We start from the raw sequence: 14,463 nt of genomic DNA on the forward strand, positions 1-14,463 counted from the left end.
CGCTCGGCCGCGGGGGCCAGCGGGGGCGCCACGGGCATGGACGCGCTCCCGCCCGCGGGGGCGGAGGGCGGCGCGGGCGCGGGAAGCGCGGCGGCGCGGCGCCCCATCCGCATGGGGAGCACGGACAGGTTGGCCGAGGCCGCGGCGCGCAGGGCGTCCAGCAGCCGGTCGCTCACCGTGTCCAGGTTGAGCGAGATGGTGCCGGACGGCTTGGCCACGAAGTCCACCGCGCCGTAGTCCAGCGCGCGCATGGTGGCCTCGCCCCGCTCCGTGGTGTAGGCGGAGAGCATGACGACCGGCCGCGGCGTTTCGCTCATGATGTACCCGAGCGCGGCCAGCCCGTCCAGCCCGGGCATCTCCACGTCCATGGTCACCAGGTCCGGGTTCAGCTGGTGAACCTTGCGCAGCGCGTCGTGCCCGTCGCGCGCGGTGCCCACCACGCGGAACTCGTCCGTGCGGCTCAGGATGTCGGTAATGACGCGGCGCATGAAGGCGCTGTCGTCCACCACCAGCACGGTGCGGCGGTCAGAGAACGACATCGGCCCTGCCCACGCTGGTCACCGTCGTGGTTCCCTGCCCCACGGCAAAGCGCACCGAGCGGCCGTAGTCGCCCCCCACCTCCTCGCCCAGGATGGGGATCCCCGCCTTGCCCAGCGCCTCGCGCGACGCGCGGATGTTGCGCTCGCCCATGTTGAGCGAGCCGGGCACCATGAGCGTCTGGAACATGGCCGCGCCCCCCACCAGCCGCGCCTTGAGCCGGCCCGGGCGGGCGCCGCGCCGCGCCATCTCCTGAATGAGCAGGGGAACGGCGGTGCTGGCGAACTTGCTTTCGTTGCTGCGGTCGCGCGAAAGCGCGGGCTCCGGCAGCAGCACGTGCGCCAGCCCCCCCACGTTGGCCTCCGGATCGTGCAGCACGATGGCCACGCAGGAGCCCAGCCCCAGCGTGACCAGAAGGTCGTCAGCCCCGCCCACCGCGTGCTGCGCCACCTTGACGTACGTCGCGTTGCTGCGGTTCATGCGGGCCTGCGAAAGATGCGCTCGCGGTTGTTCACCGGCTTGAAGAGCAGCCGCGCCTCGCCGATCAGCGTTTCCACCTTGCCCATCACCAGAAAGCCGCCCGGGGCCAGCGCGTCGTAAAAGCGCTTGAAGAGCAGTTCCTGGATCTCGCGGTCAAAGTAGATCACCACGTTGCGGCAGAAGATGAGCTGCTGTCCGCTGAGCGGCTCGCCGCTGATGAGGTCGCGGCGCTCGAAGCTCACGTTCTGCTTGGCCTCGGGGCGCAGCGTCCAGGGCGGCCCGCCGGTGAACCAGCGGCGCAGCGCGTCGGGCGGCGTTTCGCCCATGCTCAGGTCCGGGTACTCGCCCAGCCGCGCCGCGTCCAGGCTGCGCCGGTCGATGTCCGTTCCCGTGATCTGCAGCCGCGACGCCTCGCCGGAGCGGCCTTCGCGCGCCAGCCAGTCGCGGGTGAGCATGGAGCAGGTGTACGCCTCCTCGCCGCTCGCGCTGCCCGCGCTCCACACCCGCACCGGGCCGCGCCCCTCGAACAGCGTGGGCAGCACCTGCTGCTCGATGGCCTGCCACGTCTCCACGTTGCGAAAGAACTTGGTGACGTTGATGGTCAGCGTGTCCAGCAGGTGGTCGTACTCCCCCGCGTCGCGGTCCAGCAGGGCCGAGTACTCCGCAAACGAGTGCTGGCCGCGCGCGCGCATGCGCACGGCGATGCGGCGCCGCAGGCACTTTTCCTTGTAGAACTGGCAGTTGAAGCCGCGGTCGCGCTCGATCTTGCGCTTCAGCTTCTCCAGTTCTTCGTCGTCGCCCTCCATGGGAAGGCTGAACCCGGGCTGGGGCGTGTTCATTTCAGAACGCTCTCCACCAGCTCCAGGTTGGTGCGGACCACGGAGTTCTGCGGGTTCAGCTCCAGCGCGCGGCGCCACAGCTCCACCGCCTGGGTGCGCTCCATCCGCTTGTAGTGAATGTTCCCCATCCGGAAGTACACGTCGTCGCCCAGCTTGGGGTTGAGGCGCACGGCGCGGTTGTACGATTCCGCCGCCTCGTCGTAGGCGCCGCGGCGGTACTGCGCGTCGCCCAGCGCCTTGTGCGCCGGGGCGGACTCGCGGTCCTCCTCCGTGGCGCGGCGGTACAGCGCCTCCGCGCGCTCCCAGTCGCCCTTGCGCTCCTGCACGGCGCCCAGGTGCAGGTGCACGGGGGCGCTGTGGGGGTGCAGAGCGATCCCTTCCTCGCCCAGCTTGACCGCCGTTTCCACGTCCCCCGTGCTGGCGTGGCAGAGGAGGGCGAAGGCGTAGTACGAGGCGGGGGCGCGGCGCTCGCCCAGCACCTCGCGGTAGCGGGTGAACGCCTCGCCCGCGGCCACCACGTCGCCGCTCTTGAGCATCAGAATGGCGCGCGACAGCAGCACCTGCGGCCGCGCGGGGGCCAGCCGCACCGCCTCGTCGCTGGCAAAGCGCGCGTCCTGAAAGCGCCCCAGCCGCTCCAGCGAAAGCGACATGGCCTGGAACACGCCGGCGCGCCCGCCGCCCAGCTCCACCACTTCCTTGAGGTAGCGGAGCGCGAAGCGGTCGTCGCCCTTGCGCAGGCCGATGAGCGCCAGGTGAAAGCGCGCGTCCAGGTTGCGGGGCTGCAGCTCGGCCACGCGGCGGAATTCGCGCGTGGCCTCGTCGTACATCCCCGTCTTGTAAAAGGCGATCCCCAGGTTGCGGTGCTCGTCGATGCGCGCCTGCGGCACCTCCTTCACCTGCTGCTGCCGGCGGCCCACGGGGTGCGCAAACCCGGCCTGGATCAGCCCGAACAGCGCCTTGCCCACGTCGAACTCCACCATCCCCGACTCGTCGATCAGCTCCTGCACGCTGCGCTTGCCATCGACGAGCGGAAGGATCTTGCGCTGCTCGTCCGAAAGCTCCACGTCGGCGACCGGCTTGGCGCGGTCCACCTCGAACACCAGGTCCAGCGACGGGATCTTCTTTTCGATCAGGCTCCACTCGTCGATGCGGCGGGCGCCTTCGAGCAGCAGGTTCTCGGGGTTGATGCTCACCAGCATGGCGCCTTCTTCCGGGCGCTGCTCCGCCTCGAAGTTGAAGGTGCCCTGCGTCCAGGTGAAGAGGTAGTAGACCGCTTCCTCGATCTGGATGCGGATGTACTGCTCCAGCTGCTCGCGGGTGAGCGCGCCCTGGCGGATGAGGATTTCGCCCAGGCGGCTGCGCGGGTCGCGCCCCTGCTCGTCGACGGCGCTGGTGAGCGCCTGCGGCGTGACGAGCCCATTCTTGACCAGCAGGTCGCCCAGCCGGTCGCGCCGGTTGACGATGGACGCGTAGGTGATGCGCCCGCGGTCAAAGTACACGTAGCCGAAGTTGCTGCGGTCCGTCAGCGACAGGCAGCCGGTCTTCTGCCCCATCGCCAGCAGCTGCAGCACGTCGGGAAGGCTGGCCTCCCTGAGGTTTCCCTTGATCGCCATCTCAGGCCAGCTCCTCGACAACGCGGTCTTCCAGCGCCAGCCAGTGCAGCGCCGTCTTTTCCGCGTTGAAGTACCAGCGGTCCACCTGCGGACGGGCGCGCTCCACCTCTTCGGCCTTGCGCTCGGCGGCGGCGCGGGCGCTCACCAGCAGCGCCTCGGCCTCGCCCACGCGGTCGGGATCGCGCAGCACGGGCGAGCGCGCCGAGTCCGCGCCCAGCGCCTGCAGGTCGCCTTCGATGGCGCGCAGGCGGGCCACATCGTCCTCGTACGAGCGCAGCAGCGCGTCCAGGTCCGGCGCGGTGTCTGCCTCCAGCGCCACTTCCAGGCGGCGGGTGCGCACCCCCTCCCCCTCCCAGCGCAGGATACTTTCGGCCAGGCGGCGGCGCCACGGCGCCGTTTCCACGATCTCCTCAACCGTGGCGGAGATGTCGGAGAGGAACGCGCTGAACTCGTCCATCGAGTGCGCGGAGCCGGGGTGCGGCTGCGCCACGCCGGCCAGCTCGTCGCCCTGCAGCGTGCCGCCGCGCTCCGTCTGCGCCGCGCCCACGCGTTCCACCGCGGCGATCAGCCCCGCCGCGCCTTCCCCGGTCAGCCGCGCGATCTGCTCCGCGGCGTCGCCCTGCAGGGTAATGCCGCGCTGCTCCGCCGCGCGCCGCGCGATCTCGGGGCGCGCGTCCTCCTCGATGGCGGGAAGGTCCACCGCCAGCCCGCGCACAAAGCGCGAGCGCAGGCCGTCGTCCACGCCGGGGAGCTCGGGGCTCACCCCTTCGGCGGCGATGACGATCTGCGCCTGCTGCTCCAGCTCGTCCCACAGCGAGACCAGCTCCTCCTGCGTGCGCGCGCGCCCGGCGAGCTGGTGCGCCTCGTCGATCAGCAGCAGGTCGGCGTCCAGCAGCTCCTCGCGCAGGGCGTCCACCGTGCCCGCGCCCACGGCGGCGGACACGCGGTCCACCAGGCCGTCGGCGGTCACGTACAGCACGCGCAGCTCCGGCCGCAGCGCCATGGCCAGGGCGCCCACCGCCTGCAGCAGGTGCGTCTTGCCGGCGCCGGGGGGGCCGTGGATGAACAGCGGGTTGTAGGCGGTGCGCGGCTGCTCGGCCGCACGGCGCGCGGCGGCCGCGGCCATCCGGTTGCCGGGGCCGACCACGAAGGTCTCGAAGGTAAAGCGCGGGTCCTGCGAAAAATTCATGGCTGCGATGGCGGGGGATTGTAGCCATGCAAGGTAACGGACGGGCGCCGCGAGGGAAACCGGCCCGAACCCGCCAGGGGCGGCACACGATGCGGAGACGGGCTCCCCATGCCGCCGAAGCCCCGGCCGACGCGCGTCGCGTGTCGTGCCGGGGCTCGTTCATGCCGCGATGCGCGGATGACGCGACGGAGGGTGCGACGAGGGCGGCGGCGCGCTTTGGCGTGTGAGGGCGAAGCTCGGTGCCCGCTCGGGTTTCGGGGCCCCTCCCCCGGCCCCTCCCCGTGCAAAACTGCGCACGGAGAGGGGAGAACGGCAGATCCGTGCACTTCGGGCAGTGCGGGTGCGGCGGAAGGAGGCCCCCTCCCCCCAACCCCCTCCACCCGCTCCGCGGGAGAGGGGGAGCCGTTCGGCGCGAGGCCGGCGTTCGGCGCCGATCTCATCCCTGCGTGCAGGTGAAGTCCCCCCGTCTGTTTGGGGGGACTTTCCGCCGTTGTTGCGGCGACTTCAGTCGCTCAGCGCGAATGGAATCCGCCGAACCCAACCGCCGTTGCCGTGTGCCCCCTCTCCCACATCTGTTCGTGGGAGAGGGTGGCGAGCTTTAGCGAGCCGGGTGAGGGCCACAGCCCGCGGCAGCACCAATCCCCGCCAGCCACACAAACCCTCCGCCCCCCAACCCTCCCCCAGTCTTTTTGGGGGGGAGGGTGGGCGAGTCATGCGAGCCCGGGGGGGGGGCCTCCCCGGACTCCGCCCGGCTCACCAGTCCCTGTCCCCGCCGTGCGTGCGCCCCTACTCCGCCGCGGCGGTCACCCCGCGCCCGAAGCGCTGGCTCAGGCGGCGCAGCACCACTTCGCTGATCCCCTTGAGCGTGTCGAACACCCCGCCCCCGCCCAGCGCCTGCGCCTCAAAGCGCGGCAGGTCGCGGTAGTTCAGCAGGTCGTCCATCTCGTCCAGCGACATCACGTCCGGCAGGTCGCGCTTGTTGTACTGCAGCACGATGGGGATTGTCCGGGGGTCCACCCCCTGCTCCAGCAGGTTCACCTGCAGGTTGCGGAAGCTTTCCACGTTCTCCTCCCGCTGCGCCCGCTGGCTGTCGGCCACAAAGACCACGCCGTCCGCGCCCTGCAGCACCAGCTTGCGCGTGGCGTCGTAGTACACCTGCCCGGGCACGGTGTACAGCTGAAAGCGCGTCTGAAAGCCGGAGATGGTCCCCAGCTCCAGCGGCAGAAAGTCAAAGAACAGGGTGCGGTCGGTTTCCGTGGCCAGCGATACCATGCGGCCACGTCGCTCCTCCGGCACCTGGCCGTGGATGTACTGCAGATTGGTCGTTTTTCCGCTGCGCCCGGGACCGTAGTACACGATCTTGGACGTGATTTCGCGGGTGCTGTAGTTGACCAGCGACATGGGGCCTCAGATGACGGTCAGGCGGACGCGCCGCCGAACAGATTTTCCAGCCCGGCGTTCAGGTCGCGCTCAAAGGCGCGCGCGTCGGACGTGGGGCGGACGGCGCTCCAGCCGGGAAGGCGCGACACCTCGCCGGTGAACTCCGCAAAAAACACCTGCACCAGCCCAAGGGACGAATCTTCGCCGAACACCGCGATCACGATCAGGTTTTCCGCCGGGGTGCGGAACGGGCCGATGAACACCTGCGACTGCGCCCCGCCCTGGTGCAGGTGCGCGAACCCCCGCTCCCCCAGCATCACCGCCAGCGCCTGCGACGAGGCCTGAATGCCGGCGCCCAGCGAGGCCACGCCCATGACGTCCAGCGCCCGCGCAAAGCCGCGCTGCGCCAGCACCTGGCCGCTTTCGTTGATGAGCAGCACCAGCCGCAGCCCCGCCTCGCGGGCAAAGCGCTCCACCGGCGCCTCCAGCGCGCCGACGAACTCGGACAGGTCGGTGCGCCTCATCCCAGCGCCTCGACCACCTTCTGGGCTTCCAGCCGCACCAGCCCCACGTTCACACGAATGTCGGCGATCACCACCAGCAGCAGGTCGCCCAGCTGCGGCGGCGCGGCGGCGAACAGGAGCCCGTCGTCGCCCTCCACCTGCATGTATGCTGCGCTGCCGAACTCCGCCGTGGCCACCGACCTCCGCGCGCGGCGATACAGCGAGGCCACGAGGGCCGCCGCGGCCGGGCCGGGAACGCCCACCATCAGGTCCTCCTCCACGATCAGCCCGTCCTCCACGGCCACGATCATGGAGCCCCGCACGCCGGGGATGCGGTTGACGCGGTGCAGCATGTCGCGGTACGCGCTCACGCCCCGCCTCCCTCGCCCAGAAAGCGCAGGGCGGACTCGCGGGCCCGGCCGGCCACGCGCAGCACCCATCCCGTGGGCACCTGCCGCGTCCCCGCGACCGCCACCAGCCCGTCCCCCGCGGGCGCCAGGCGCACGACGGCTTCCGGCGTCTCGACGAGGATGCCCTTCCACGCGCCCAGCCCCAGGTGGCGCAGCGCCCGCTCCGCCTCCGGCGAGGCGCCGGACAGCACCGCGGCCACGTCGGGCCCGCGGTCCACCCCGTCCACGGTGATGTCGCCGGCCAGCACGAAGCCCTGCTCATCCAGCAGCAGCGCCCCCGCGATCCCCCGCTCCGCCGCAAAACCGCGGAACTCCCGGGCCACCGCGTCGAACGCGCCGGCGCCGCCGTCCACCGGAGCGGCAGCGGGCGGGACGGGCGCGGGAGCCGCCACGGCCGCGGCGATCGCGGCAGGGGGCGGCGCCGGCGCGTCCGCGGCGCGCGGCGCGGCGGGACGGCCGGACTGCTTCGCCCAGGCCTCCTCCAGCGCGTCGCGCACCTCCTGGTCAAAGGCGTCCGCCTCCAGCGCGCGCTCCAGGTGGCGCACGGCGGTGCCCCAGTCGCCGCGGGCGTGGCTCAGCAGCCCGATCTCGCGGCGCGACCCGAAATGGTCCGGCGACAGGGCCAGCGCGATGTCCCACTCGTCAAACGCCTTGACCGTGTCCCCCGCCTCCAGGTAGAGAAGGCCGAGCAGGTGATGGGCGTCCACGTGGTCCGGGTTCCGCTCCAGCCCGCGGATGCACAGCTTCATGGCGGCGTCGCGGCGGCCCTGCTCGCGGTACGCCTGCGCCAGCGGCAGAAAGGCGGGCGAGCCGGGGTTGGCGGCCACCTCATCACTCCACTGCCGCACCTGCATGGGCGACGCCGTCACCGCCCCTCCTCGTCCATTACCGCCAGCAGCGCGTCGGCCGCGTCGCGCGCCCGCTCCGCGCGGGCGGCGCGCCCCGCGCCCCCGGGATCGTCCAGGCGCAGGTACGTGTCCCAGGCGTCGCGCGCGCGGTTCAGGTCGCCCGTGCGCGCGGCAGCGAAGCCCATGTGGTAGTGCACGCCCGCCGCCAGCGGGTCCAGCGACGCGGCGCGCCCCAGCGCCAGCATCATCTCGCCCCAGCGTCCCAGTCGGCGGTGGGCCTCGGCCAGCAGCGTGTACACCTCCGGCCGGTCCGGATGCGCGCGGGCCAGGTCGTCCAGCAGCCGCCGCGCGCGGTCCGCCGCGCCGTCGGCCAGCGCCAGCTCCGCCTCCCCCAGTGCGTCGCGCAGCGGGCGCTCCATCGTGGCCCCGCTGGGCGCGGTGGCCGGCTCCGCGGCCTCGTCGCGGATGTCGGCCACGCCCGTGGACACGAGGCCGAAGACGATCTTGGCCACGTCAAAGTCGCCGCGCCCCAGCGACGAGGCGATCATCTTGAGCGTGCGCGTTCCGTCGATCTCCGCCAGCACCTCCCACTCGGTGGGGTGCAGGTCCAGCGTGGGCCCGTCGGGCGAATCCGCCACAAAGACGGGGACGACGCCCATGTGCGGGATCTTCTTTTCCAGCGTGCTCCACTCGTCCACCCGCCGCGCCGCCTCCATCAGCAGCGACTCGGTGCTCACGCGGACGGGCACACTCCCCGGCGGGGGGGGCGGCGACTCCTCGAAGCGGAAGTAGCCGTCCTTCCACTGGATCAGCTCAAAGACGATCTCCTGGATCTGGAACCGCAGCTGCCGGCGCACCTCGTCCGCCGTCACCGCGCCCTGATCCACCAGGATGCTCCCCAGCGGCGTTCCCGGCGCGTACTGCTGCGCCTGCCGCGCCTGCTGCACCTGCGCCTCCGTCACCTTGCCGGCGCGCAGAAGGAGGTGGCCCAGCCGCTCGTGCGCCTGCCCCAGCTCCGCCGCCGTCACCGCGCCGCGGTCAAAGCGGACCAGCGCCGGGCGCGCGCGGCGGTCTTCAGGGGTGATGCTCAGCGTCCCCGTCTTGCGCGACAGGTCCAGCAGCTGAAAGACGTCCGTGAGCGCCAGTTCGCGCAGCGGCCCTTCGATCGCCATCCGTCAGACCCCCGCCGGCGCGGAGCGGAACAGCCGCGCCACGTCCAGCGCCGTGGCGATGTTCTCGCGCGCGGGCTCCGCCATGGGCCCGTCGGGCGCGGCGGTGATGGCGTCGCTCCAGTGCTGAATGGCCTCGCGAAAGCGGCGCTCCCCCGCGGCCAGCCCGCCCAGGTGAAAGTGCGCGTCCGCCCGGTCGCGGTCCAGCCGCAGCACGCGGGTAAAGGCCCGCCGCGCGTCGTCGCGCCGGCCGCCGTCCGCCAGGGCCAGGCCCAGGAGCACGAGCGCCTCCAGGTGATACGGATCGCCCGCCAGCAGGTCCACCAGCGTGCCCACCGCCTCGTCCGGGCGCCCGGCCCGGCGCAGCGCGTTAGCGAGCAGCACGGCGGCCTCGGAGTACGTCGGCAGGACGTCCAGCGCCGCCTGGCACTCGGCGATGGCCTCGTTCACCCGGTCCGCGGACAGGAGCAGGCGCGCCAGCTCCACGTGCGCGGCCACGAAGTCCGGGTCCAGCTGCACGGCGCGGCGCAGCGCGCGCTCCGCGTCCCCCGGCCGCCCGGCGGCCAGCGCGGCGCGCCCCAGGTGGCGGAGCAGCGACGGATCCTCCGGCGAGATCTCGCACGCCCGGCCGAACACCCGCACCGCCTCCACCGGGTCGCCCTGCAGCAGGAGCGTTTCGCCCAGCACCTGCAGCGTTTCGGCGTGGTCCGGCTCGTGGGCGCGCACCGCCTCCGCGGCCTCCCGCGCCTCCGCCAGCCGGTTCATGCGCAGCAGCGCGCGGGCGCGGCCGCTGAGCGTGGTGGCGTGGTCCGCCGTCCACGCGCCCTCGTCCAGCCGCGCCATGGCCGCGTCGAACCGCTCCAGCGCCTCGCCGTCCAGCCCCTGGCGCAGAAAGATGCGCGCGGTCATCAGCGCCGCCTGCACCGGGTCCGCGCCGCCCACCGCCGCGCGGCGGATCTCCGCCAGCGCGCGGTCCAGCAGCCCCTTGCTCAGGTAGTCCTCCGCCAGGGCGAACGCGTCCGCCGCAGCGGCGGCCGCGGACGGCGCGGCGGGGGGCGCCGGCGTCAGCTCGGCGAAGATGCTGTCGAGCGCCCCTTCCTCGAACGTGAAGCTCTCGACGCCCCGCTCTTCGCCGCTGATGCGCTCGGCCGCGTCCAGCTCGGGCGCCAGCACCTCGGCGTACTCGAACTGCAGGTCGATCGCCAGCTTGTAGCGCGGCGTGGTGTAGTACGGATTGAGCTCCAGGGCGCGCTTGGTTTCGCGCAGCGCGCCCTCGAAGTCGCCCAGGTTGCTCAGCACGAAGCTGAGGTTGTAGCGCGCCTCGGCGTGGTCCGGGTCGCTCTCCACGGCGCGGACGAAGGCGTTGCGCGCCTCCTCGTAGCGGCGCGTTTCCATGAGCACGGCGCCTACACCGTTCCACGCGCCCGCGGCCTCGGGGTTGGCGCGGAGCGCCGCGCGGAATGCGTCCAGCGCGGCGGCGTGGCGGCCGCGGCGCAGGTACATGAGGCCGCGGTTGCACCACGCGTCCACAAAGCCGGTGCGCAGCCGCACGGCCTCGGTGAACGACGCCTCGGCGCCGTCCGCGTCGCTCCGATGGAGCCGGACGACGCCCAGGTTGTTCCACGCCAGCGCGTATGCCGGGTCGGCCTCCAGCGCGCGGCGGTAGCTGGTTTCCGCGCCGGACACCTCACCGCTCTGGTGCAGGCAGACGCCGCGCTCGTTCCACAGCTTGGGGCTGCGCTCGTCTTCCGCCAGCAGCCGGTCGTACAGGTCCAGCGCCTGGCTGGCGCGCCCCTGCAGCAGGTACACCTCGGCCATGGCCTGCCGGGTGAGCGAGGGCTCCTCCCCCGCCTCCAGCGCCCGCTGGAACTCGCGCAGCGCCTCCTCGTACAGCGCCTTCTGCCGGAACGCGATCCCCAGGTTGTAGTGCGCCAGCACCTCGCCCGCGGCCACCTGCGGGCGCTGCACCCGGTCGCCCACCAGCTCCAGGTAGCGGGCTGACGAGTAGCGGTCCAGCGACAGGTTGGTCTGCGCCTTGGCGTAGTTGGGGTTGAGCTGCGTGGCCAGGCGCGAGCTGGCCCCGGCGCGCTCCATGTCGCCCATGTCGCCGTGCACGAAGGCGAGCACGTAGTGGGCGTCGGCCAGCTCGGGGTTCAGCTCGATGGCGCGCGAAAGCTCCCGCAGCGCCTCCTCGTTCAGGCCGCGGTTGTAGTACAGCTCGCCCAGCGCGAAGTGAAGGAAGGCGCTTTCCGGGTCCAGCCGGCGCGCCTGCTCAAACCACTCCATGGCGGCCTCGTAGTGGCCGCCCGCCTTTTCCGCCTGCCCCAGCGCGCTCAGCGTGGCCAGGTCGGCGGGGTCCTGCGCCAGCACGCGCTTGAGCTCCGCCACGGCCCCGGGCACGTCGCCCGTGTGCACGTACGCCTGCGCCAGGCGGCGGCGCGCGTCGGCGTCGGTGGGGTCCTCGCGCAGCCGCTCGCGAAGCTCGCTGATGAGCCGGTCGTAGTACCCGGTGTTGAAGTAGGCGATCTCCAGGTTACGCTGGGCCACCTGCATCTTGGCGTCGATGGCGAGCGCGCGCTGGAACTGGCCGATGGCCTCCTCGTACATCCCCTTGTTGAAGTACAGGACGCCGAGGTTGTTGTGCGCGCCGGCATCGGCCGCGTCGATGCGCTGCGCAAAGCCGCGCAGAATGCGGAGGTCCCGCTCCGAGTGGGGCGGGCGGACCGCCGCGCCGGGGGCGGTGGTGTCCGTCACGTCAGGCAAGACGGATGCTTTCCAGGATCTTCTGCAGCGACTCCACGTCGGGAAGCAGCAGGAACTGCCCCGCTACGCTGGTCTGCTCGTTCATGCTGAACTCGGTCTGAATGCAGAACACCAGGTCGCGCTCGTGGCCGAAGTTGGTGTACGCCGTCGTCATCACCGCGCCGCACAGGTCGATCACCAGCGAGGGCACGCTGGGGAGCAGCATGAGCCCCATGAAGTCGCTGATGGCGTTCATGTACGCCGCCGACAGAATGTTGCCGGCCTCCTTGATGGCGCTCTGCTCCAGCTCGCCGAACACGTGGGCGCTGTTCACCGGGCGGTGCAGCAGCATTTCCGCCAGCCGCATGGCGGCGTTGCGCGGAAAGATGAGGAGGGTGCGCCCCGTGAGGTCGCCCAGCATGTGCATCAGCACGGCGGCCACCACCTCGTCCGGGCTGCCGATGGCGTCCGGCACCTCCTCCAGCGGAACCACCTGGAGGCGGGGGACGTTGATCATGATGCGGGTGTTGGTCATCTGCGAAAGCGCCGTGGCCGCGTGTCCCGCGCCCATGTTCGACACCTCGCGGAGGCCGTCCAGCTGCACCGCCCCCAGTTCCCGCAGATCGAGCGTCATCGGACTCCGTCCGTTCAGGTCGTTCGATTGGTGGACAACTCAGGCCGCGTGCGCGGCCGCGCCCAGCAGAGAGCCGGCGTCCAGGATCAGCGCCGGCCGGCCGTCGGAAAGAATGGTGGCGCCGCTGAACAGGCGCAGCGTGTCGGCCGTGGCGTCGAACCCCTTCACCACGATCTCCTGCTGCCCCACCAGCTGGTCTACCTCGAGCCCCACCCGCTGCTCGCCGACCTCAAGGATCACCGCCGGCCGCTTTCCCTCCGGCCGCTCGCCGCCGGAGCGCAGCAGGGTGCGCAGCGAGTGCAGGGGGATCACCTCGTCGCGCAGGAACGCGACGGTGCGCCCCTTCACGGCGCCCACCTCTTCCGCCAGCAGGTGCACCGTCTCGCCCACGTGGGTCAGCGGCAGCGCGTACGTTTCGCCCGACTGGCGGACGAGAAGGGCGCGGACGATGGCCAGCGTGGCGGGAAGCTGCAGCGTCATGGCCGTTCCCTGCCCCGGCACGCTCTCGATCTCCAGCATGCCGCCCAGGGCGCGGACGCGCGTGGCCACCACGTCCAGCCCCACGCCGCGCCCGCTCACGTCCGTCACCGTCTCCGCGGTGCTGAAGCCGGGACGGGTGATGAGGCGGTCCACGTCCTCCTGGCTCATGGCGCGCGCCTCGTCCGCGCTCACGATCCCACGGGCGACCGCCTTGGCGAGAACGCGCTCGCGCTGGATTCCGCGCCCGTCGTCTTCCACGCGGATCACGATGCGGCTGCGCTCGCGGGCGGCGGACAGGCGCAGCGTCCCCGTCTCCGGCTTGCCCACCGCGCGGCGGTCCGCGGGCGATTCGATGCCGTGGTCCAGCGAGTTGCGCAGCAGGTGAACGACGGGGTCGCCGATCTCGTCCAGCATGGAGCGGTCGAGCTCGATCTCCTTGCCCTCGATCACGAAGTCCACCCGCTTGCCCAGCGACCGCGCGGCGTCGCGCACCAGCCGGGGAAAGCGGTCGAACACCTGCATCACCGGCGCCATGCGGGCCTGCATGATCTCGTCCTGCAACTCGCCGATGAGCCGCGCGGCCATGTCGATGGCCTCGGCCAGCTCCGGCGTCGCGCCCCCGGCCAGCCGGCGCATGCGGTCGCGGACGATCACCAGCTCGCCCACGCCGTTCACGAGGGCGTCCAGGCGGCGCAGGTCCACGCGGATGTTGCGGGCGCGCCCCGCGGCCCCGGCGCGGTCGTCCGCGCCCCCGGCGGCCTCGGCCTGCAGCACCTCTTCCAGCGCGGCGTGGTCCACCTCGTCGGCGACCACGACAGCCGCGGGCTGCGGGGCGGCGCGGCGCAGTTCCACGTCGCGGATTTCGCCCGCGGAGCGCAGGGCGGCCTCCACCTCCGCGTCCGGCGCCTCGGAGCGCAGCAGAAAACGGACGGTGCCGTTGAACTCCGGCTCCTGCATGGCCGCTTCGGACGGGTCCAGCTCCGTGACCTCGCCCAGCCCGCGCGCGGCGCGCACGGCCATGAAGGCGCGCACCGCGGGAAGGATGGACGCGGGGTCCACCGTTACCCGCACCCGCAGCGTCCCCTCCGGCGCCGGCGCCGCGTCCGCGCCGCCGGTGTCGGAGGCGGAGGACGGGGCCGCCGCCCCGGGCTCGCCGGCCAGTTCGCGCAGGCGGGCCACCACGGGGGCCACGGCGCCGTCGTCGTCGCCGTCCTCCACCGCGTGTTCGATGCTGCGCTCCAGCGCGTCGCAGGCGGCAAAGAGCACGTCCACCATGGCCGAGTCGGGAACGGCCCGGCCCAGGCGCACGCGGTCCAGCAGGTTTTCCATCTCGTGGGCCAGGTCCGCCACGGCGCGGTAGCCCATGGTGGCCGACATCCCCTTGATGGTGTGCACCCCCCGGAACAGCCCTTCCACCGGCTCGCGCGCGCGCGGATCGGCCTCCAGCGCGAGCAGCAGGTGGTTGATCGCGCTCACGTGCTCGCGCGATTCGCTCAGAAAGAGCTCGGCGTACTGGGAGAGTTCCATGCGGGAGGGGAGAGTGCGTGAGTGCTGTGTGCGTGAGTGCGGAAGGGCAGATCAGGTACGGCCGACGGCGCCGGGGCGGACCCCGGGCGCTGTTCACTCACGCACTACCGCA

Annotated in this window: 13 protein-coding genes; all 13 read right to left on the reverse strand. The window is 72.3% G+C overall.

Annotated elements, in window-relative coordinates:
- A partial coding sequence (locus VF665_RS20315) for a response regulator (protein ID WP_331055291.1) occupies positions 1 to 539 on the reverse strand: 539 nt, incomplete at its 3' end.
- Entirely contained in the window at positions 526 to 1,017 is a 492-nt protein-coding gene (locus VF665_RS20320; protein ID WP_331055292.1) for a chemotaxis protein CheD, read from the reverse strand. The genes VF665_RS20315 and VF665_RS20320, both read right to left, overlap by 14 nt.
- A complete protein-coding gene (locus VF665_RS20325; protein WP_331055293.1) occupies positions 1,014 to 1,856 on the reverse strand; it encodes a protein-glutamate O-methyltransferase CheR in 843 nt (280 codons plus the stop codon). The genes VF665_RS20320 and VF665_RS20325 overlap by 4 nt, the downstream gene beginning before the upstream one ends.
- Positions 1,853 to 3,469 (reverse strand): DUF4388 domain-containing protein, encoded by a 1,617-nt coding sequence (locus VF665_RS20330; RefSeq protein ID WP_331055294.1) that lies wholly within the window; start codon positions 3,467 to 3,469, stop codon positions 1,853 to 1,855. The genes VF665_RS20325 and VF665_RS20330 overlap by 4 nt, the downstream gene beginning before the upstream one ends.
- Position 3,470: 1 nt before the next feature.
- Positions 3,471 to 4,658, reverse strand: coding sequence for a DnaA ATPase domain-containing protein (locus VF665_RS20335; RefSeq protein WP_331055295.1), 1,188 nt, complete (start codon positions 4,656 to 4,658; stop codon positions 3,471 to 3,473).
- A 786-nt stretch (positions 4,659 to 5,444) separates the two neighbouring features.
- A complete protein-coding gene (locus tag VF665_RS20340; protein ID WP_331055296.1) occupies positions 5,445 to 6,059 on the reverse strand; it encodes a GTPase domain-containing protein in 615 nt (204 codons plus the stop codon).
- A gap of 17 nt (positions 6,060 to 6,076) precedes the next feature.
- Complete coding sequence (locus VF665_RS20345; protein WP_331055297.1) at positions 6,077 to 6,562, reverse strand: hypothetical protein; 486 nt, start codon at positions 6,560 to 6,562, stop codon at positions 6,077 to 6,079.
- Positions 6,559 to 6,912 carry a hypothetical protein gene (locus VF665_RS20350; protein WP_331055298.1) on the reverse strand — a complete coding sequence of 118 codons (354 nt, stop codon included), beginning with the start codon at positions 6,910 to 6,912 and terminating at the stop codon, positions 6,559 to 6,561. The genes VF665_RS20345 and VF665_RS20350 overlap by 4 nt, the downstream gene beginning before the upstream one ends.
- Complete coding sequence (locus VF665_RS20355; RefSeq protein WP_331055299.1) at positions 6,909 to 7,820, reverse strand: tetratricopeptide repeat protein; 912 nt, start codon at positions 7,818 to 7,820, stop codon at positions 6,909 to 6,911. The genes VF665_RS20350 and VF665_RS20355 overlap by 4 nt, the downstream gene beginning before the upstream one ends.
- The gene (locus VF665_RS20360) at positions 7,817 to 8,971 is read right to left on the reverse strand and encodes a DUF4388 domain-containing protein (RefSeq protein ID WP_331055300.1); all 1,155 of its coding nucleotides are present in this window, start codon (positions 8,969 to 8,971) and stop codon (positions 7,817 to 7,819) included. The genes VF665_RS20355 and VF665_RS20360 overlap by 4 nt, the downstream gene beginning before the upstream one ends.
- Before the next feature lie 3 nt (positions 8,972 to 8,974).
- Positions 8,975 to 11,722 (reverse strand): tetratricopeptide repeat protein, encoded by a 2,748-nt coding sequence (locus VF665_RS20365; protein WP_331055301.1) that lies wholly within the window; start codon positions 11,720 to 11,722, stop codon positions 8,975 to 8,977.
- A gap of 1 nt (position 11,723) precedes the next feature.
- Positions 11,724 to 12,344 carry a chemotaxis protein CheC gene (locus VF665_RS20370; RefSeq protein ID WP_331055302.1) on the reverse strand — a complete coding sequence of 207 codons (621 nt, stop codon included), beginning with the start codon at positions 12,342 to 12,344 and terminating at the stop codon, positions 11,724 to 11,726.
- Positions 12,345 to 12,383: 39 nt separating this feature from the next.
- Entirely contained in the window at positions 12,384 to 14,351 is a 1,968-nt protein-coding gene (locus VF665_RS20375; protein WP_331055303.1) for a chemotaxis protein CheA, read from the reverse strand.
- Positions 14,352 to 14,463 lie beyond the last annotated feature (112 nt).

The sequence above is a fragment of the Longimicrobium sp. genome (genome assembly GCF_036387355.1).
Taxonomy (GTDB): Bacteria; Gemmatimonadota; Gemmatimonadetes; order Longimicrobiales; family Longimicrobiaceae; genus Longimicrobium.